Raw genomic sequence first — 18539 nt, 5'->3', positions numbered from 1 at the left:
GAACTAGCAATTAAAAATTACAGAGCGTCAGCTCGAAGGGCACATCTTCTTCCAGCGGCTTCGGTTTCAAGTCGCCGCCCTGAGTGGTGAAACGCACCCACAACATATATTTGTTGGCGGAAATTTCCGGGATGGCGCCGCTGCTTTCATCGAGGGTCAGGCGCAGCATCTGGTAAACCTTCCCTTGCAGCATCTGCTGGTAACTGCCGGCGCTGGCGATCAGCTTGACGGGGCCGCCCGAGTCGCGCAGCAGGCGCAGCACCAGGGCCAGCGCGGCAAACAGGGGCGCCAGCGGGGCGAACCAGGCGTGGATATCAGCCAGACGTTGCTCCGAGCTGCGTTGTTGCCACGCATAATAAGACGGCAAATCGAATTCACAGGCGCCGCCCGGAATGATGGTGCGTCCGCGTATGCTCATCAGCCATTCATTGTCGCGGATATTCTGGCCCGTCTTGCCTTGCGCCGACACCAGCGCGCCGCTCACGCTGTCGAGTTCGCTGAGTATCGCGTCCAGCGTATGCGGTTCCACATTGGGATTGCTGCGATAGCCGAGCAGGCTTTGGCGCTGTCGCTCGAGTTCTTGCAACAGGTCCGATTTCAGGTCGGCGCGGCCAGCCACTTCGAGCATGTCGAAGATTGTCGCCAAGGCAACATGATGTTGCATGGCGTGTTCTTGCTGGATAAAGAACTTGAATTTGTCGTACAGGTCTTCCAGCCGCAACAGCGTACGTATGCGTTCGTTGAAAGGGTATTCGTAGACAATCAAAATAACATCCCTTTGGTAACAGCCGGCAAAACGATAGGTTGCCCGTTGCTGTAAGTACGTCTGAAAACGCGGTGACTATGAACCCGCAAACAATTCCGTGATTTTGAACCAAGCGTCGACAAATTACAAACGTTGCGAGCCCATTCCAGTGATTCTTTTTGAAAATGCCAGATATACATCGTGTAACTGGGCTATCTGCGGCTCCAGCGCTGCCAAATCGCCATTGTTATCGATCACATCGTCGGCCGCCGCCAGCCGCATGGTGCGCGTGGCTTGGCTTGCCATGATGGCTTTGACTTGCTCTTCTGCCAAATTATTGCGGGCCATCACACGCGCTACTTGCAAGCTTTCCAGGCAATCGATGACCAGCACCCGGTTGACCCGCTCCACCCAGCCACCGGACTCGACCAGCAGGGGCACGGCAAAGATGACATAGCTGCCCGTCGCTTCGGCCGCCGCCGTCAAGGTGGCCTGGCGGATGCGCGGATGCAGTATCGCCTCCAGCCGCGCCTTGGCGTTTGCATCGGAAAACACCAGTGCGCGCATCTTGGCACGGTCCAGCGCGCCATTCGCATCAGCGTACGATGGGCCAAATTCAGCCACCAGGGCGGGCATGGCTGCGCCATCGGGCGCCGTCAGGCTGTGGGCGATCTGGTCGGTATCGATAATCGAGGCGCCGCGCGCGGCAAACAGGTCGGCCACCGTGCTCTTGCCGCAACCGATGCCGCCGGTTAATCCTACGCTGAAGTAAGGTGCATCCATGTTCATCTCCGTGCCCTTAGCTGATCAGGGTTAGCGTCAAGTGCGACAACGGCGTGCCGTACAGCATGGCGATCAAGCCTGCGGCGGCCAGGTAAGGGCCGAAGGGTATCGGCTTGTCGCGTCCGCGCCTGGCAAGCACGATCAGGGCGATACCGGCCACGGCGCCGACCAGCGACGACAATAATATGATGGTCGGCAACATCGTCCAGCCCAGCCAGGCGCCCAGCGCCGCCAGCAATTTGAAGTCACCATACCCCATACCTTCCTTGCCTGTCGCCAATTTGAAGGCCCAGTACACGCTCCACAAGGCCAGGTAACCGGCGGCCGCGCCGATCACGGCGTCCTGCAGCGGCACGAAAGTGCCGTTGATGTTGACCAGTAAACCTGCCCACAGCAGGGGGAAGGTCAGGTCGTCGGGCAGCATTTGCGTATCGGCATCGATAAACGTCATGGAGATCAGCAGCCACAGAAACACCAGGCTGGCCAGTCCTGCCCAGCCGCTGCCGAAATGCCAGACGAGCACGGCCGACAGGGCGCCCGTCAGCAGTTCGACCAGCGGATAGCGCGCCGAGATCGGCGCCTGGCAGGCGCGGCACTTGCCACGCAACACCAGATAGCTGAGGACGGGAATGTTTTCCATGGCGCTGATCTTGTGGCCGCAGGCGCCGCAATGCGAATGCGGCAGCATCAGGTTGTAGCGTTCGGTATGGGGGGGAGGCAAGCCGCTTTCCACCGCTACATAGTTATCGGACTCGCGCTGCATCATTTTCGGGATGCGGTGTATCACCACATTGAGAAAGCTGCCGACGATCAGGCCAAACAGGGCGGCAACCAGGGTGACGAACAGATTGCCGGGCGCGGCGAACAGCAGGGTGTCTTGCAGCATGGTGGTGTGGTCCGAGGAAATAGTGCCGCGCAGACATTGCCTGGCACTGCCGCAGTGTAAAACATCCGCCAGCGCGTGGCGATGTTTTCAGGAGCGTTAGCCTTGGATATTGTAAATCTCAGGCAATCCGGAACTCCACGCGCCGGCCAGCCCTGGCGAGCATGTCGACCAGGGCGTCGATGGTGAACTTGGGCGTTTTTTTGTTGATCACATCGGAAACACGGGGGCGGCTCACGCCCAATATCTGGGCGGCATCGGCCTGTTTCAGGTTTTCCGAGTCTATCCACAGCGCCAACTCGGCCATCAACTTTTCCTTGATGGCGATCTTGTCGGAGATGATGCGCCTGGATTGTGTTTGCAGCGCGGCCGCTTCCTGTGGCGCAAAGCCCAGGTCGGCAAAGATATTGCCGCCGGCGGGCGTGATGTGCGCTGATTCGCTGTCACTGTGCTGCTTGAGCTTGGTGTTCATTTCTGTGTCCTCATGTTGACCACGGCCTTGTAGCGGACGATTGCAATCTCTTTGTCTTGCCTGGAAGTGGTGTTTGTTTTCTTTTTGAAACAATGTAAAACATAGACGGCTTCGGGAAATTTGGCGACGTACATTACTCTGAACCAGCCATCATCGAGATTGATGATGATTTCCTTGGTGCCAGTACCGACCTCGTCAAAAGGTTTCCAGCGATCCGCTTCCAGTCCGGCTTGCACCTGGCTCAGCTGGTGGCCAGCTTCCCGGCGTGCATCGATGGTGAAAATATGATCATTTTTAAGGTCGGCCAAAGAACTGCCGCGCCAGTCGATGGGTTTCTCTTCCATCACAACTCCTTGATTGTATCAAATTTTATACATTCATGCGACACCACGATAAAAGCAGCTTGATCGGTATCAATCATCTGCTTCAGTCAAATGACGGCACCCAATTTAAAAATCGGCAAATACAGGGCAATCACGAGGCCACCTACCAGCACGCCCAGCACCACCATCAGGGCCGGTTCCAGCAGCGAGGACAGGATGGTGACGGTGGCGGCGATTTCTGCTTCGATGATGTCGGCCGCGCGCGTGAGCATAGTGTCGAGCACGCCCGATTCTTCACCGATCAGTGCCAGTTGCGTCAACAGTTCAGGAAACACGCCGCTGTGGTCCATGGCCAGGGCCAGGCTGCCGCCGGCGCGGATTTCGCGTTCGATGCGCAAGGTGGCGTCCTGGTATAGCGGGTGATTGGAGGCGGCGCCGACCAGTGCCAGCGAGTCGAGCAGTGGCACGCCGGCGGCAAACATGGCGGCCAGGGTGCGCGTCCAGCGTGCGATGGCGGCACGGCGCAGCAGCGGCCCGAACAGGGGCAAACGCAGCGCCTGCAATTGCAGCTGCGTGCGCAGGGCGGGTGAACGCCGCCAGGCCAGGTGCAGCAGCAGGCCCAGCAACGCCAAGGCGGCCAGCATGGCCAGCCAGTAGCGCACCAGAAAGGCCGAGATGGCCATTACCATCAAGGTCGGCAGGGGCAAGGGCGCGCCGAAACTGTCGAAGACCTGGCGAAAGGCGGGCACGACCCAGCTCATGATGATGGCTGTGATGAAAATGGCAACGAACACGATGGCCAGCGGATACATGATGGCGCCGCGCAACTGGCGGCGCAGGGCGATGCTCTTTTCCTGGTGCGTGGCCAGGCGCGCCAGCAATTCCTGCACGATGCCGGCTTGCTCGCCAGCGGCCAACAGGCTGCAATACAGGCTGTCGAACAGCTTGGGAAATTGCCGGAAGGCTTGCTGCAAGCTGCTGCCCGCTTCTATATCGTGGCGCAAGTCCGCCATCAGCTCGGTGATTGCCGGCTTGGCGTGACCCTTGCCAGCGATGTCGAAGGCGTGCAGCAGGGGCACGCCGGCCGCCATCATGGTCGACAGCTGGCGTGTGAAGAGGGCGATATCCTTGTGCGTGATGGCCTTGCCCGGCGCATGGCGGCGGGCGCGCACGCGGGTGGCGAGTATGCCCTGGCGGCGCAAGGCCAGGATGACGGCGGCGGCATCGGCAGCACGCAGACTACCTTGCACGCGCTTGCCGTGGCGGTCAGTGCCTACCCACGCAAATTGCCGTTCGCCCGTCATGTGCACCCCCAGCGCTTACCTTAGCACCGGCGGGGTGACAACCGCCAGCGTGTACGCCGGCGGCTTTGATGCGGCTCAGCTTGCGGCTCAGTTCTTCGCTGTCTGCACTTCCGTTTGCACGACGGCCTGGGCCTTGACCTCGTCCGCATCATCGTCATCGCTGTCCGAACCCTTGCTGATGCTTTCGCCATCGTCGCGGCGCAAGGTCCAGAAGGTCAGCGAAGACAAAATGGTCAGCGCTGCCAGGGCCAGGAAGGCATGGTGCAAGGCACTGGTGAGCTGGACCCGGTCCGATTGCGGCATGTCGCCCAGGAACCAGCCCGTGATCAGCGAGCCGAAGGCCAGGCCAAAGCTCATCGACAGTTGCTGCATCGAACTGGCGATGGTGCTGGCCATGCTGGAGTCTGTCTTGTCCACGTCCGCATAGGCAATCGTGTTCATGCTGGAAAACTGCAGCGAATTGAAAAAGCCCAGGCACAGGCTGATGGCGACGATCACATAAATCGGCGTGTTGGCGCCCACTTGCGAAAACATGGCGATGGTGACGCCGATCAGCACCGTGTTGATGACCAGTACCTGGCGGTAGCCGAAGCGGGCCAGTACGCGCGCGGAAATGAATTTCATGAACATGGCGGCGGCCGCTGACGGCATCATCAGCAAGCCCGACTGCCAGGCGGGCAAGCCCAGGCCCAGCTGGTACAAGAGCGGCAGCAGGAAAGGCAAGCCGCCCACGCCCAAGCGCGTGACGAAACCGCCCACCACCGAAACGCGGAAGGTGCGGATCTTGAACAGGGTCAGGCGCAGCAGCGGATGCAGCACTTCGCGCGAATGCCAGGCATAGGCGGCCAGCAGGCTGATGGAAATGAATAGCAGCACGGCGGCCGAGGTAAGGTCTAGCTTGTGCTCGCCGAAAATTTCCAGCAGCCAGGATAGCAAGGCGATACCCGTGCCGAACAGCACCAGGCCGATCAAGTCCAGTGGCCGTTGCTTGTCGCCATAATAGTCGGGCATGTAGCGGTGCGCCAGGTATAGCGCCGTCAGGCCGACGGGCACGTTGACAAAGAAAATCTCGCGCCACGACAGCCAGTGCACGATCAGCCCGCCCACGGTAGGCCCCAGCAAGGGGCCGATCAGGGCAGGGATGATGACAAAATTCATCGCCGCCAGCAATTGCGACTTGGGGAAGGTGCGGATGATCGCCAGCCGGCCCACCGGCATCATCATGGCCGCGCCCACGCCTTGCAGCAGCCGCGCCGCCACCAGCATCGGTGAATTGACGGACAGGCCGCACAGGATGGAGGCGATGGTGAAGATGGCAATCGCGGCGGAAAACACGCGCCGCGTGCCGAAACGGTCGGCCATCCAGCCGCTGACGGGGATGCACACTGCCAGGCTCAGGATGTAGCTGGTGACCACCGCCTTCAGGCTCAGTGGCGTCACGTTCAGGCTGGCGGCCATGGCGGGAATGGCGGTGTTGACGATGGTGGAGTCGAGTTGCTCCATGAAAAGGGCGGTAGCGACCACCCAGGGAAGGTAGCTTTTAGCGGCAGAACTGGACATGGATGCGGAGCCTGAGGAGGTTGGGACGGAGCCAACGGTGCCCCGAATTGTTACACAAAAGGCGCTAGCGCGCCGCCATCCGTGCGCGTTTGAGCTTTTACCCCTGGTTTAATTTGTCCAGTGCGTCCAGCAAGGGCAGGGCTGCATCGGCGATGCGCTCCAGGCTTGCTTCACGCAGGGCGGCGGTATCGACCGTATGGTCCGAGTCGACTCCGGCCCAGCGCAGCAGCGCCGAACAGGCGGTGGGCGTATCGAACATGCCATGCAAATAACTGCCCAGGATCTGTCCATCGGCAGACACGGCGCCTTCCGGCCGGCCGCCGATGATAAAGGCGGGTATTGACAGCGCCGGACCCTGCGACACGCCCATATGGATTTCATAGCCGCGCACTTCCGCGTGGTCAAATGCGCAGTGGCCGCTGACCTGCTCCAGCCGCTTTTCCTGTGTCAGCGCCGTTGCCATGTCCAGCAAGCCCAGTGCCGACGAGCTTCCCACCGCGCCTTCCACGCCCAGCGGATCGTGCACGCTTTGCCCCAGCATCTGGAAGCCACCGCAAATGCCGATCACCTTGCCGCCATAGCGCAGGTGTTTGGCCAGGTAGGTCGGCCAGCCTTGCTGCTGCAGCCAATCGAGGTCGCCGCGCGTGTTTTTACTGCCGGGCAGTATCACCAGGTCGGCCGGCGGTATCGCTTGCCCCTGCTGGATGAATTGCAGGTCGATGCCCGGGTGGGAGCGCAGCGCGTCGAAATCCGTGTGGTTGCTGATGCGCGGCAGTTGCGGCACCACCACCTTGAACGCGCCCCGTTCCGCTTGCGTCGCTTCGACCGCGTCTTCCGCGTCGAGGAACAGCCCTTGCAGATACGGCAGCACGGCCAGCACCGGTTTTCCCGTCTGCTGTTCCAGCCAGTCGAGGCCCGGCGTGAGCAGCGAGATATCGCCGCGGAAGCGGTTGATCACGAAACCGATGATGCGCGCCCGTTCGCTGTCGGACAAACAGGCCAGGGTGCCGATGATGTGGGCGAACACGCCGCCACGGTCGATATCGGCCACCAGGATCACCGGGCAATCGACGGCTTCGGCAAAACCCATGTTGGCGATGTCGCGCGCGCGCAAATTCACTTCGGCCGGGCTGCCCGCGCCTTCGACGATGATGGCCTCATATTGCGAGCGCAGGCGCGCATGCGATTCCAGCACGGCGCCCATCGCCACCGTTTTGTATTGTTGATAATCGCGCGCCTGCATCTCGGCGCGCACCTTGCCATGGATGATGACTTGCGCACCCGTGTTCGACGATGGTTTCAGCAGCACCGGATTCATGTCCGTGTGCGGTGCAATGCCGGCCGCCAGGGCTTGTAGCGCCTGGGCGCGGCCGATTTCACCGCCATCGGCCGTGACGGCGCTGTTCAAGGCCATGTTCTGCGGCTTGAACGGCGCCACGGAGATGCCACGGCGTTTCAGCAGCCGGCACAGCGCGGCGACCACCGTGCTCTTGCCCGCATCCGAGGTCGTACCCTGCACCATCAGGGTGGAAAAGAGCGATGGCGATCTCATGGCGCGCTTTGTGCCGTTGGATTGGTGCGGTGCAGGCGGGCCAGTTCGATTTTTTCACACAGGGCGGCTGTGCCTTCAATCATGCGCGGGCCGGCGCGGTTCAGTAAATCGCCATTCAGGAGAAACAGGTTATTGCTGCGCACTGCCTTCATCGACGGGAAGGCGCGCCACATGGCCAGCCCGCCTTCGCTGCGCGGATCGCTCTTTTCGCTGGTGCCAAAGATCGCTTCCGGGTCTTCCTGCAGCACGCCTTCCTGTGTGACGACAGGCGCCACTACCCTCAGCGTGGCGAAGATATTTTGCGCGCCGCACACGCGCATGGCGTCGCTGACGATGCTCGCGCCGCTCAAGGTGTACAACGGCTTGTCCCACACTTGGTAAAACATGCGCACGGGAGGGCGCTGCGCATAGTGCGCCGTCAGGCTGGCCAGCTTGCCGCGCAACTGGGCGGCCACCGGCCTGGCCACGCTTTCCGTGCCCATCAGCTGGCCCAGGCGCTCCAGGCTGTCGGGAATGTCGGCCAGCTTGCGCGGTTCGCTGTGAAAGACGGGCACCTTCAATTGGCGCAGCATGGCGATCTGGCGCTCGGCGCTGCCATGCATCCAGACCACGATCAGGTCGGGCTTCATGGCGATGATGCGTTCCATGTCGAACTGGCGGTTATCGCCCACCTGCGGCAGCTTTTTTGCCGCTTCCGGATAATCGCTGTAGCTGACGACACCGGCGATCTTGTCGCCGCCACCAGCGGCAAACAGCAGTTCCGTGATGTGCGGCGCCAGCGCCAGGATGCGCTGCGCCGGCTTGTCGATGGTGACGGGATTGCCATCGTCATCGCGCACGGTGATGGCGGCGTGCGCGTTCAGTGAGACGAAGGTAGCCAGTAGGGCGGCGAGATGCAAGTGTTTCATGTGTTTTCCTTGTTCCATGCGGTGAGTGCCTGTTGCAGGCTTGACCAGGCGGCGTCGTTGGGCGGCAGGCCCAGGCGGATGCCGCGCGCGGCCTGGCGAAATAATCGTACCCAGATGCCGCGTTCTGCCATATGCCGCCAAAAGTCTTCGGCACGCGCTTCGGGCCACCATTGAAACAGATCGGTGCCGCTGCTGGCGACGCCATGCGCGGCCAGCAGTTTGCGTAGCCGCGCACTATCCTGCTGCAAGCGGCTGCGCATCGCCACCTGCCACGGCGTATCGGTAAGCGCCGCCAGCGCCACCTGCTGCGCCGGGCCGCTGACAGCCCATGGGCCCAGCAAATCGGCCAGCGTTTTCAGCAGCTGTGGATGGGCAGCGACAAAGCCCAGGCGCAATCCCGCCAGGCCAAAGAATTTGCCGACTGAACGCAGCACGATCAAGCCGGGCGTATGAGTATGCGGTCCCAGGCTGGCTGGTATTTCCGTGTCGCCAAATGCTTCATCGACGACCAGCCAGCCGCCGCGTGCGGCCAGCCGGCCGGCCCAGTCCAGCAGCAGCTCGGGCGCGATACGTTCGCCGGTGGGATTGTTCGGGTTGCAGATCACCAGTACATCGCAGCTGTCGACGGCGTCGGCCAATTGCGCATACGGCACTTGCCGCAACTGGTGGCCGTGCTGGCCCCAGTGGTGCGCATGTTCGGCATACGACGGTGCAGCCACGACCACGCGCGATGGTGGGCGCAAGCGGGGCAGGGCCTGGATGGCTGCCTGCGTGCCTGCCACTGGCAGCATGGCTGGCGCGCCATAATAGGCGCAAGCGGCGGCCGCCAGTTCCGGGTCGGCTTCCGGCAGGCGGTGCCAGGCGTTGGCGTTCGGTGCTGGCGCTGCATACCCGTGCGGGTTGATGCCGGTCGACAGGTCGATCCAGTCTGCCAGTGGCCGGCCATATTCGCGTGCCGCGTCGCGCAGGTTGCCGCCGTGTTCAAGCATGGAAGACCCCGCGCAAATAAATCAGGCCTGCCGCCAGCGCCATCCAGATCAGCCATAACACGGCCGTTTCGGCCACCAGGCGCCAGGCGCGGTCGATGTCGCGCGCCTCGGCCGGGCGTCCGCTGCCCAGCGGCGGGCGGCTTTCCAGTACGCCGTCGTAGATGGCGTCGCCACCGAGCGCCAAACCCAGGGCGCCGGCGCCGCTGGCCATCACGGGTCCTGCGTTCGGGCTGCCCCAGGCGGGTGCTTGCGTGCGCCAGCAACACCAGGCGCGCTTTTTATCCGCCATGGTTTTACCCAGCAAGACATACGATACAGCTGTCAAGCGGGCCGGCAGGTAGTTGAGGATATCGTCGATGCGGGCGGCGCAGCAGCCGAACCAGTCAAAGCGCTCGTTGCGGTAGCCCCACATGGCGTCCAGCGTGTTCGCCAGGCGGAACAGCACGGCGCCGGGGCCGCCCGCCACCGCGAACCAGAACAGGGTGCCGAAGACGGCGTCATTGCCGTTTTCGAGCAGGGATTCGGTGCTGGCCTTGGCTAGGCTGGCCGCGTCGGCGTTGGCCGTATCACGGCTGACGATGCGCGCCGTCAGCAGGCGCGCGTTGTCAAGATCATCGAGCGCCAGCGCATCGGCGATCGGTTGATTATGGTCGCGCAGGCTGCGCAGGCCCAGGCATAGATACAGCAAAAACACGTGCAGCGCGGCGCCAGCCAGGCCGCATAGCCAAGCGGTGAGTACGGTGATCGGCAGCACGGCCAGCAGCCAGGCCAGCGTGCCGCGCACAAAGCGTGCACGGCCCCGGTTCAGCAAGCGTTCGATGGCGTTGGCGAGGCGGCCGAAGCCCACCAGCGGATGCCAGCGGCGCGTCTCGCCCAGGATAATGTCGAGCAGTACGCCGGCCGTCATCAGCGCGGCCAGCATGGGCAGGGACAATCCACTCAGCATGGCCCGCCTTTCAGGTGCAGCGGCAGGCCGGCCGCCACCAACACGGCCTTGTCGCAGATGGCCGCCACCGCCTGGTTCAGGCGCCCCGCTTCATCGGTGAAACAGCGCGAAATGGCGCCATAGGGCACGATGCCCATGCCGACTTCATTCGATACCAGCACGATGTCGCAGCCAGTATCTTGCAGGTCGGCCAGCGCGTACAGCAGCAGCGCGCGTTCACTGTGAAACCGTTCGGGCAGGGTGATATCGCCCACGTCCGGATAAGTCTCGCCGGTGGAGAACAGCAGATTGCTCAGCCAGAGGGTCAGGCAATCGACCAGCAGCAAGCGGTTGGGGCGCGCCTGCTGCAGGATGACTTCACCCAGGCAGAGCGGTTCTTCCAGCGTGATCCATTCAGGTGGGCGCTGCAGGCGGTGGTGGACGATGCGTGTGGCCATCTCGCCATCGCCGGCTTGCGCGGTAGCGATGTAGATGACTTCCTTGCCCGAGCTGCGGGCCAGTTGTTCGGCGTAGGCGCTCTTGCCGGAACGGGCGCCGCCGAAGACCAGGGTGCGCGTCATGGCGCTGTTACCACTCGGTGCCGGCTTGCGCGACTATGCCGGCCGCATACGCATGCTTGACGACGGCCATCTCGGTGACTGTATCGGCAATCGCGATCAACTCTTCGGGCGCGCCGCGGCCCGTGATGACGACATGCTGCATGGCCGGACGCTCCAGCAGGTCGGCGATGACCTTGTGTACATCGAGGTATTTGTATTTGAGGGCGATATTGAGTTCGTCGAACAGCACCAGGCCGTAGCTGGGGTCAGCCAAAAAGGTTTTTGCCTGTTCCCACGCCAGTTCCGCTTTTTCGATGTCGCGTTCGCGGTTCTGGGTTTCCCAGGTATAGCCTTCGCCCATGGCGTGAAAACTGATTTCATCGGGGAAGCGGCGCAGGAATTTTTCTTCGCCGGTGGACATGGCGCCCTTGATGAACTGCACCACGCCCACTTTCATGCCATGGCCCATGGCGCGTATCGCCATGCCGAAACCGCTGGAGCTCTTGCCCTTGCCGTTGCCCGTGTTGACGATGATGATGCCGATTTCCTTGTCGGCCTTGGCGATGGCTGCATCGATGATGGCCTTCTTGCGCTCCATGCGCACACGGTGGCGTTCGTTGATCGCTGCAGTTTCTGCTTCGATGATTTTGTTCTCGCTCATGCTATGTCCTCTTTCGGTATGAATATTTTGCGTTTGCCGTGTTCGATGATCTCGATCGGATGGCCCAGGTAGTCGCCCAGTATGGATGCCTGCATCACTTCGGCCACGGGGCCGGCCAGCCAGCTGCCATCGCCCATCAGCAGCAGTGCGTGGGTCGAGACGCTGTGCGCCAGGTTCAGGTCGTGGCCCACCATCACCACGGTTTTTTTCTGCTCGCGGCACAGTTTTGCCAGCAAGCCCATCACGCTGACCTGGTGCGCCAGGTCCAGCGCATTGGCCGGTTCGTCGAGCAGCAGCAAGGGCGTATCCTGCGCCAGCATGGCGGCAATCGCCACGCGCTGGCGTTCGCCGCCCGACAGGCTGCGCACGTCGCGCGCGGCCAGATGATCGACTTCCATCGAAGCCAGCGCCGTGAGGGCGATCAGCTGGTCGTCGCTGCCTTCCCAGTAATGGTTGTCGTGATAAGGGTGGCGCGCCGACAGCACCGTCTCGATCACGCTATACGAAAACGCGTCGTGCCGGGCTTGTGCCAGAAAAGCCCGCTCGCGCGCCAGTTCCGCCAACGGCCAGTCTTTCAATGCGCGATCCTGTATCGTGACCTGGCCGGCATCGGGTTCGCGCAGACCGGCCAGGCTGCGCAGCAAGGTGCTCTTGCCAGCGCCGTTGCGGCCGATCACGCTCCAGCATTCGCCTGCGCGGATGCTCCAGTTTAAATTGTCCACCAGCGTGCGCGTGCCCGCTTTCAAACTCAGTTGGTCGGTACGTATCATCGCTTGTTCATCCACTTTGTCATCCACGGCGCAAGCGGTGCAGCTGGTACAGGAAGACGGGCGCGCCTATCATCGCCGTGATCACGCCGACGGGCAGTTGCAGCGGCGCCAGCACGGTGCGCGCCACGGTGTCGGCCAGTACCAGGAAAGTGCCGCCTACCAGTGCCGCGGCCGGGGTCAAGAGGCGGTGGTCAGGGCCGAAGGCAAAGCGCAGCGCATGCGGCACGATCAGGCCGACGAAACCTATGCTGCCGGCGCTGGTGACGGCGCTGGCCGTCAGCAGTCCCGAACAAAAGAACAGTCCTTTGCGCAGGGCGCCCACGCGCACGCCGAGGGTGCTGGCCGCTTCTGCATGCAGTGCCATCACATTCATGGCGCGCGCGCTGCGCAGCGCAAAAACCAGGGCGGCGGCCAGTACCAGCCAGGGCATCAGCCGCGCCGGTGCGCCGGACAAATCGCCTATCATCCAGAACACCATGCTGCGCAAACGGCTTTCGGGCGCAATCGACAGCATCAGGGTGACGATGGCCATGCAGGCTGACGACAGGATCACGCCCGTCAGCAGCAATAGCGAAGCGCCGCCTTCGGCCGCCGTGCCGCCGCGCAGGTCGCGCCGGGCAAACAGATACAGCAGCATGGAGATACCCACGGCGCCAGCGAAGGCAGCCGCATCGACTACCCACAGCGCGCACATGAACAGCAGCGCGGCCAGCGCGCCCACGGAAGCGCCAGCTGAAATGCCCAGCACATACGGGTCGGCCAGCGGATTGCGCAGTAGCGCCTGCATCATCACGCCGGCCAGCGACAGCGCCGCGCCGGTGACGAAGGCGGTCAGCGCGCGGCCCAGGCGCAGCTCGAGCAGGGTGGCGGCAAGCGTATCGGTTTTGCCCTGGATCAGGTGTAGCAGGGCGGAAGGCAGGTCGGCGAGCGGAATCGCGACGGAGCCGGTCATGCCGGAGAAAATCAGGCTGGCAATCGCGCACACGATCAGCACCGTGAGTATCAAGATGGCGCGGTGGCGCAGATTGCGGAAAAATGGGTGCATGTACTGCCTCAGGTAAAACGGGAGCGGTGCAAGATGTTGCCGATTTGTTCGGATGCGTTGCTGGAACGTCTATGAAAAATGGCCCGCATGCGCTTGCGCGTACGGGCCATTGTAATCATCTCGGGGCCGAATTAGAAATCGTAGCGTGCCGAGATCTTCATTTGACGTCCATCGCTAGGATAGATGCTGCCCTGGCAGCGGAAGGCGTTGGTGAAGTAGTGCTTGTCGGTCAGGTTCAAGCCGCTGACAGCCACTTCCCATGGACCGAACTTGCGCGCATAACGTGCGTCGATGGTGGTAAACGAGGGGATTTTAGCGGTGCAGGTGTTGCTGAAATCGCCGCCATAACGCTGGCTGTCCACCCATTGTGCGCCGATGTCCGCACTTTGGCCATCTTTCGGCACCCACGACAAACGTGTCGACAGTGTGTTCTTGGGCACCAGTACCATCTCTTTGCCAGCATTGCTGCCGTCGGTGAAGGACGCTTGCACGTGCTGCAGGTGGCCGCTGACGCGCCAGTCGGCTGCGATATTGGCGCTGGCATCGAGTTCGAAGCCCTGGCGTTTGGTTGGATCCAGGTTGGTGTTGGCGCCGAATGCACCGGCCGTCGGATCGTAATAGATCTCATTGGTCAGTTTGTTACGGAAGGCGCGTGCGTCGAGCTTGACGATGCTGTTGGTGTAGGTTGCACCGAATTCCAGATCATGCGAAGACTGGCCCTTCAAAGGCTGGTTGGCCACTGGCGTCGCACCGTTTTCATCGGAATTGGCGACGCGGTAGCTCTGGCCGGCTTTGGCGTACAGATTGACTTGCGGTATGACGTCGAAGCTCGCTTGTACGTCCCAGGCATTGAAACTTTGCTTGGTGTTATAGGTAGCGCTGGTGAACGGCGCAGGATCCACGGAATCCTTGTCGAAGGTTTCATGGCGCACGCCTGCTGCCACGCGGACGTTTTGAGGTCCGGCGAACTTCAGTTCATCGCGTACATAGACTGCTTGCGATTTTTGATTCGCGTCGGCTTGCGAGTACGATGCATCCGTCACGCGGTTCCATTTGATGAAGTCGATGCCAGCGACGACTTCATTGAGCATGCCGTCAAACTGGCCCAGGTGGCGCAGGCGTGGCGAGAACTGGTTTTGCTTGCTCTTGTATTGGGATGGCGACGGGAAGCCGCCGAAGAAGTAAGTCGATTTCAGCGTTTTTTCGCGGTGCGACAGTTCTGCAGCCAGGTCAAACTGGCCCAGGCGGCCTTCTGCGAATGCGGTGTAGCGGTCGCTATCGAGCGAACCGAAGTCATTCGGGGTTTTTGCCTGGCGTGGGTTGGCATTGAACTGTGCCAGGGTCAAGCCGCCAGGGAAGCGCGAGTCCTGACGCGTGCTGTCGATGCGCACACCGGTACGGACATCCTTGCCTACCCATTGGGCGCCGCCGCTGAAGGTGGTTTGCTTGTAGTCGTTGTTGTCGCGGTAGTTATCGGTTTCCTGCTTGCCGACAGCGGCGTCGAGGGAAACGTTGTTCCAGGTCTGGGCGATGGAGCCGCGCACTTCGCGCTTGCCCAGTTGGCCCGCTTCCGTATAGATGGTGCCACGGCCAGTTTGCTGGTCAGGACGCTTGGTCACGATATTGATGATGCCGCCCGTTGCGCCGTCGCCGTACAGGACGCTGCTGCCGCCGCGCGTGACTTCAATGCGCTCGACGCTGTCGATGGGGATGGTCGACAGCAGGGGATTGGCCAGCTCGTTTTCCGACAGGCGCACGCCATCGAGTACCACCACCATATTCTGGCTGCTATTGGAGCCGAAGCCGCGCATATCCAGGGTGAAGTCTGGGCTGCCATCGAGGCTTTGGCGGCCATAGACGCCACCAATTTTGCGGATTGCCTGGTTTACATCGCTGACACCGGCGCGGCGGATTTCATCGGCCGTGATGATGGTGGCGCCGATAGGCTGCAGTGCCGGGTCGCTATTGAAGCGCGAGCCGGTCACGACGATCTGGTCCAGCGTCTGGCCGGCCGTTTGCGCAAATGCAGGAGCAGCGGCGATAAAGCACAGGGAAATGGCGGAAACCAGGGCGCGCGGCGCCAATGCCGGCGCGCGACGGTGTAATACAGGAGTCATGATATCGTTTTCTTCGGAAAAATCATCCGGCCTGCGTCCCCGCAAGCCAGATTCAACAGAAGGAGCGTCGCCTTGCGAGGCTCGCACTTCCACCTGTCCTGGCCGGTATCCGGGCTGGCAAGTGCGGCGGTCTCACCTTCCCATGTCTGATAATGACAGGCACAGTGGTTGACAGAGATCGCTCGTCGCCCGTTTCTTCATATAAGTGGGCGACACTTGCTTACCGTTGCGGGGGCAGCACACGTTCGCCGCGCTGGCGGCATCGTGTTTCCCGTTTAACTGCGCTCATGGACATGAACGCGGGCACCAAAACCCTTCCATTATACGTGGAGCGGAGCTGGCCTGAAATATCAGACTTGACACTCAATCATCAAAAGTTGACAGTGATTGTCGCGCCATAGCCGATTTTGTGGGCAGAAGTAGCGGCCAGCAAGGCAGTTTCCTCCAATGACAAACCCTCTTGCAATGCTGACAGCAGTCGGATGGTGCCCGCATGGCAGATGAGGATGGCTACACCGTGTTGTTCGCGCAACAGATCGTGCAGGAAGGCCTGGAGTCGAGTGGCCATGGCCAGCACATTTTCGCCGCTACCAGGCCGGTAATGGACCATATCGGCCGCCCAGGCATCGATTTCCATGCGGGGTATGGCCTGCCAGGGCCGCATTTCCCAAGCGCCGAAATCCATCTCGGCCAGGCGGGCGTCAATATGCAGGGCGCTGGCGGGCAAATCTTCCGCCAGTTGTTGCGCCAGATCCAGGCAGCGCAGCAAGGGACTGGTGTAGATCGGTATATTGGGCGGCAGGCTGTGCCGCAGGCTGGTCCGTACTTTCTCCCTTTCATGGGAGGCTACGGCCACGTCGCTGCGGCCGTAGCAAATCCCGCTGGACACCTGCGGCGCAGGGTGGCGGACGAGCATCAGGCGCATATTAATAAAGGTGCACAGGTGGCTGAAAACTGGACAGGATGGCCAGGTAAATCAGTACTTCCGCCACTTGCTGCACCGCGCCCAGGCAATCGCCCGTGTAGCCACCGATGCGGCGCCGGCATGTGTGGCCCAGCCACCAGGCGGCGCCGGCCGCTGCCAGCATGGCGGTCAGCAGCGCGCTCCAGGCGAATATCCCCAATAGAGCGCACACGATGGCTGGCAGCAGGCCGCAGATGGCAGCGATGATCAATTCGCCCGTACCCATCGATTGCGCCATGGGCTTGGCCTTGCCTTCATCACGCGCGTAATCCATGCACCAGATCAGCGAAACGGCGGCCAGGCGCGACAGTGGATGGGCGACCAACAGCGTTGCCACCACCACGGCAGGTGGCAAGGAGGCCAGCGCCAGGCATTTGATGGCCAGCAGGCAGATGATGCCGATGGCGCCATACGCGCCGATGCGTGAATCCTTCATGATTTCCAGTACCCGCTCGCGCGTGTAGCCGCCACCGAAACCGTCGCACATGTCGGCGAAACCGTCTTCGTGGAAGGCGCCCGTCAGGTAAATGCCTGAGGCGATCGCCAGCAGCACGGCCACCGTCGACGGCAAGCACCAGCTTGCCAGCAGATATACGGCGCTGGAAATCGCCGCCACGACCAGACCCACCAGTGGGAAGTAGCGCGACGCGTGCTGCAGCCAGTCAGGCTCGAAGCCTACCCAGCGCGGTATCGGCAAGCGCGTGAAAAACTGCAGCGCGATAAAAAACAATCGGCACTGGTGGAGGATGGCGGAAGCGGGATTGGCCATGCTTAGTCTTGTGCTGACTTTTCGCTGACCTGGGCCGAGGCGAACGTCGCCATCTCGCGCATGAAATTGACGGCCGCGTGCAGCAGCGGCAGGGCCAGTGCGGAACCGGTGCCTTCGCCCAGGCGCAAATCGAGTTGCAGCAGCGGGCGCGCATGGAGGCTGGCCAGCAGCTGGCGGTGGCCGTTTTCATCGGAGCAGTGCGAAAACACGCAGTAGTCGAGGATAGCCGGTTGCAGCCGCGCCGCCACCAGCAATGCGCTGCTGACGATAAAGCCATCGATCAGCAGGATCATGCGCTGTTCAGCGGCCTTCAGCATGGCGCCGGCCATCATGGCGATCTCGAAGCCGCCAAACGTGGCCAGCACGTCGAGCGGATCGGTGACGCCGGCATGGTGCGCGACGGCCGCCTCGATCACCTTCTGCTTGTGCAGGACGCCGTCGGCAGACAGGCCGGTGCCGGCACCCACGCACTGTTCCACCGGCGTTTGGGTCAGTTTGTGCATCAGTGCAGCGGCGGCGGTGGTATTGCCGATGCCCATTTCACCGAAGCCCAGCACATTGCCTTGTAATGTGGCGGCCAGGTCCATGCCCGCCTGCAGGGCGGCCAGGCATTGTTCGCGGCTCATGGCGGGCTCTTGGGCAAAGTTGCGCGTGCCTGGGCCTTGCTTGCGGTCGATCAGTCCATCGCGCGGGCCGAAATCGTGCTTCACACCCGCATCGACTATATATAAGGCGCTATTGTTCTGGCGGGCGAAGACATTGATGGCCGCGCCATTGCCCAGGAAGTTTTCTACCATTTGCCAGGTCACGCTTTGCGGATAGGCTGAAATACCTTCGTCCACTACGCCGTGGTCCGCCGCAAACACGATGATGGCGGGATCACGCAAGCTCAGTTGCGTGCTTTGCTGTATCAGTCCAATCTGGCGCGCCAGTGTTTCCAGTAGCCCCAGGCTGCCCAGGGGTTTGGTCTTGTTATTGATGGCGTGATCGAGTTCGCCGGCCAGGGCGGGATTGGTGGTGGAGAGTATGTGTGGAATAGGCATAGGGTCAGGATAGGGGAGGTGGCTGAGTTGCCAGCGCTACGATAGCACAAGGCAATATTGACCAGCCCGCAAAATAGCCCTTGCGGCGCCGGCTAGCCTTGGCTATAATTCGCCCCCTCGCTGAACGATGCATGCAAATGCTGAATGAAGCGAGTAAAAAAGAAGG

19 protein-coding genes and 1 riboswitch are annotated in these 18539 nt (G+C 61.9%); all 19 genes read right to left on the bottom strand.

The features are described 5' to 3' along the window. Nucleotides 1-10: 10 nt before the first annotated feature. Nucleotides 11-766: a cell division protein ZapD gene (zapD, locus tag HDE72_RS26130; RefSeq protein WP_183679945.1), complete on the bottom strand. Its 756-nt coding sequence runs from the start codon at nt 764-766 to the stop codon at nt 11-13. Nucleotides 767-889: 123 nt separating this feature from the next. Continuing rightward, complete coding sequence (coaE, locus tag HDE72_RS26125) at nt 890-1534, bottom strand: dephospho-CoA kinase (RefSeq protein ID WP_409254987.1); 645 nt, start codon at nt 1532-1534, stop codon at nt 890-892. A gap of 10 nt (nt 1535-1544) precedes the next feature. After that, nucleotides 1545-2414 carry a prepilin peptidase gene (locus tag HDE72_RS26120; RefSeq protein ID WP_183748198.1) on the bottom strand — a complete coding sequence of 290 codons (870 nt, stop codon included), beginning with the start codon at nt 2412-2414 and terminating at the stop codon, nt 1545-1547. Between the two features lie 118 nt (nt 2415-2532). Next, nucleotides 2533-2883: a helix-turn-helix domain-containing protein gene (locus HDE72_RS26115; RefSeq protein WP_183748196.1), complete on the bottom strand. Its 351-nt coding sequence runs from the start codon at nt 2881-2883 to the stop codon at nt 2533-2535. Next, nucleotides 2880-3227 carry a type II toxin-antitoxin system RelE/ParE family toxin gene (locus HDE72_RS26110; protein ID WP_221291411.1) on the bottom strand — a complete coding sequence of 116 codons (348 nt, stop codon included), beginning with the start codon at nt 3225-3227 and terminating at the stop codon, nt 2880-2882. Before HDE72_RS26110 ends, HDE72_RS26115 begins: the two co-directional genes overlap by 4 nt. Nucleotides 3228-3313: 86 nt before the next feature. Continuing rightward, on the bottom strand, nt 3314-4510 hold the full coding sequence (locus tag HDE72_RS26105; protein ID WP_183748192.1) for a type II secretion system F family protein: 1197 nt from the start codon (nt 4508-4510) through the stop codon (nt 3314-3316). Nucleotides 4511-4597: 87 nt separating this feature from the next. Next, nucleotides 4598-6070 (bottom strand): DHA2 family efflux MFS transporter permease subunit, encoded by a 1473-nt coding sequence (locus HDE72_RS26100; protein ID WP_221291410.1) that lies wholly within the window; start codon nt 6068-6070, stop codon nt 4598-4600. 97 nt (nt 6071-6167) lie between these two features. Further along, complete coding sequence (locus HDE72_RS26095; protein ID WP_260176966.1) at nt 6168-7622, bottom strand: cobyric acid synthase; 1455 nt, start codon at nt 7620-7622, stop codon at nt 6168-6170. After that, a complete protein-coding gene (locus HDE72_RS26090) occupies nt 7619-8530 on the bottom strand; it encodes a cobalamin-binding protein (protein WP_183748190.1) in 912 nt (303 codons plus the stop codon). The genes HDE72_RS26095 and HDE72_RS26090 overlap by 4 nt, the downstream gene beginning before the upstream one ends. Continuing rightward, nucleotides 8527-9519 (bottom strand): threonine-phosphate decarboxylase CobD, encoded by a 993-nt coding sequence (cobD, locus tag HDE72_RS26085; RefSeq protein ID WP_183748188.1) that lies wholly within the window; start codon nt 9517-9519, stop codon nt 8527-8529. The genes HDE72_RS26090 and cobD overlap by 4 nt, the downstream gene beginning before the upstream one ends. Then, nucleotides 9512-10465: an adenosylcobinamide-phosphate synthase CbiB gene (gene cbiB, locus HDE72_RS26080; RefSeq protein WP_183748186.1), complete on the bottom strand. Its 954-nt coding sequence runs from the start codon at nt 10463-10465 to the stop codon at nt 9512-9514. Before cbiB ends, cobD begins: the two co-directional genes overlap by 8 nt. Continuing rightward, the gene (cobU, locus tag HDE72_RS26075; RefSeq protein ID WP_183748184.1) at nt 10459-11025 is read right to left on the bottom strand and encodes a bifunctional adenosylcobinamide kinase/adenosylcobinamide-phosphate guanylyltransferase; all 567 of its coding nucleotides are present in this window, start codon (nt 11023-11025) and stop codon (nt 10459-10461) included. The genes cbiB and cobU overlap by 7 nt, the downstream gene beginning before the upstream one ends. A gap of 7 nt (nt 11026-11032) precedes the next feature. Then, nucleotides 11033-11665, bottom strand: coding sequence for a cob(I)yrinic acid a,c-diamide adenosyltransferase (gene cobO, locus HDE72_RS26070; RefSeq protein WP_183748182.1), 633 nt, complete (start codon nt 11663-11665; stop codon nt 11033-11035). After that, nucleotides 11662-12435, bottom strand: coding sequence for an ABC transporter ATP-binding protein (locus HDE72_RS26065; protein ID WP_183748180.1), 774 nt, complete (start codon nt 12433-12435; stop codon nt 11662-11664). The genes cobO and HDE72_RS26065 overlap by 4 nt, the downstream gene beginning before the upstream one ends. Nucleotides 12436-12454: 19 nt before the next feature. After that, entirely contained in the window at nt 12455-13480 is a 1026-nt protein-coding gene (locus HDE72_RS26060; protein WP_183748177.1) for a FecCD family ABC transporter permease, read from the bottom strand. 131 nt (nt 13481-13611) lie between these two features. After that, the gene (locus HDE72_RS26055; protein WP_183748175.1) at nt 13612-15597 is read right to left on the bottom strand and encodes a TonB-dependent receptor family protein; all 1986 of its coding nucleotides are present in this window, start codon (nt 15595-15597) and stop codon (nt 13612-13614) included. 83 nt (nt 15598-15680) lie between these two features. After that, a riboswitch (cobalamin riboswitch) is annotated at nt 15681-15923 on the bottom strand. 44 nt (nt 15924-15967) lie between these two features. Continuing rightward, complete coding sequence (locus tag HDE72_RS26050; RefSeq protein WP_311735289.1) at nt 15968-16513, bottom strand: histidine phosphatase family protein; 546 nt, start codon at nt 16511-16513, stop codon at nt 15968-15970. Between the two features lie 10 nt (nt 16514-16523). Beyond that, nucleotides 16524-17330: an adenosylcobinamide-GDP ribazoletransferase gene (locus HDE72_RS26045; protein WP_183748170.1), complete on the bottom strand. Its 807-nt coding sequence runs from the start codon at nt 17328-17330 to the stop codon at nt 16524-16526. 2 nt (nt 17331-17332) lie between these two features. After that, the gene (cobT, locus tag HDE72_RS26040) at nt 17333-18373 is read right to left on the bottom strand and encodes a nicotinate-nucleotide--dimethylbenzimidazole phosphoribosyltransferase (RefSeq protein WP_183748168.1); all 1041 of its coding nucleotides are present in this window, start codon (nt 18371-18373) and stop codon (nt 17333-17335) included. Nucleotides 18374-18539: the final 166 nt, after the last annotated feature.

Origin of the sequence: Janthinobacterium saanense, from assembly GCF_014200675.1 — a bacterium.
Lineage (GTDB): Bacteria > Pseudomonadota > Gammaproteobacteria > Burkholderiales > Burkholderiaceae_D > Janthinobacterium.
The sequence above is the reverse complement of the archived record's forward strand: the minus strand, read 5'-3'. Positions and strand labels throughout refer to the sequence as shown.

Bases quoted from the DNA above. Each gene is read 5' to 3' on its own strand.
- HDE72_RS26095 (WP_260176966.1), bottom strand. From the start codon at position 7,622: ATGAGATCGCCATCGCTCTTTTCCACCCTGATGGTGCAGGGTACGACC.
- HDE72_RS26110 (WP_221291411.1), bottom strand. From the start codon at position 3,227: ATGGAAGAGAAACCCATCGACTGGCGCGGCAGTTCTTTGGCCGACCTT.
- cobT (WP_183748168.1), bottom strand. From the start codon at position 18,373: ATGCCTATTCCACACATACTCTCCACCACCAATCCCGCCCTGGCCGGC.
- HDE72_RS26045 (WP_183748170.1), bottom strand. From the start codon at position 17,330: ATGGCCAATCCCGCTTCCGCCATCCTCCACCAGTGCCGATTGTTTTTT.
- HDE72_RS26055 (WP_183748175.1), bottom strand. From the start codon at position 15,597: ATGACTCCTGTATTACACCGTCGCGCGCCGGCATTGGCGCCGCGCGCC.
- HDE72_RS26060 (WP_183748177.1), bottom strand. From the start codon at position 13,480: ATGCACCCATTTTTCCGCAATCTGCGCCACCGCGCCATCTTGATACTC.
- HDE72_RS26105 (WP_183748192.1), bottom strand. From the start codon at position 4,510: ATGACGGGCGAACGGCAATTTGCGTGGGTAGGCACTGACCGCCACGGC.
- HDE72_RS26090 (WP_183748190.1), bottom strand. From the start codon at position 8,530: ATGAAACACTTGCATCTCGCCGCCCTACTGGCTACCTTCGTCTCACTG.
- HDE72_RS26065 (WP_183748180.1), bottom strand. From the start codon at position 12,435: ATGATACGTACCGACCAACTGAGTTTGAAAGCGGGCACGCGCACGCTG.
- coaE (WP_409254987.1), bottom strand. From the start codon at position 1,534: ATGAACATGGATGCACCTTACTTCAGCGTAGGATTAACCGGCGGCATC.
- cobU (WP_183748184.1), bottom strand. From the start codon at position 11,025: ATGACGCGCACCCTGGTCTTCGGCGGCGCCCGTTCCGGCAAGAGCGCC.
- HDE72_RS26115 (WP_183748196.1), bottom strand. From the start codon at position 2,883: ATGAACACCAAGCTCAAGCAGCACAGTGACAGCGAATCAGCGCACATC.
- HDE72_RS26050 (WP_311735289.1), bottom strand. From the start codon at position 16,513: ATGCTCGTCCGCCACCCTGCGCCGCAGGTGTCCAGCGGGATTTGCTAC.
- cobO (WP_183748182.1), bottom strand. From the start codon at position 11,665: ATGAGCGAGAACAAAATCATCGAAGCAGAAACTGCAGCGATCAACGAA.
- cbiB (WP_183748186.1), bottom strand. From the start codon at position 10,465: ATGCTGAGTGGATTGTCCCTGCCCATGCTGGCCGCGCTGATGACGGCC.
- HDE72_RS26100 (WP_221291410.1), bottom strand. From the start codon at position 6,070: ATGTCCAGTTCTGCCGCTAAAAGCTACCTTCCCTGGGTGGTCGCTACC.
- cobD (WP_183748188.1), bottom strand. From the start codon at position 9,519: ATGCTTGAACACGGCGGCAACCTGCGCGACGCGGCACGCGAATATGGC.
- HDE72_RS26120 (WP_183748198.1), bottom strand. From the start codon at position 2,414: ATGCTGCAAGACACCCTGCTGTTCGCCGCGCCCGGCAATCTGTTCGTC.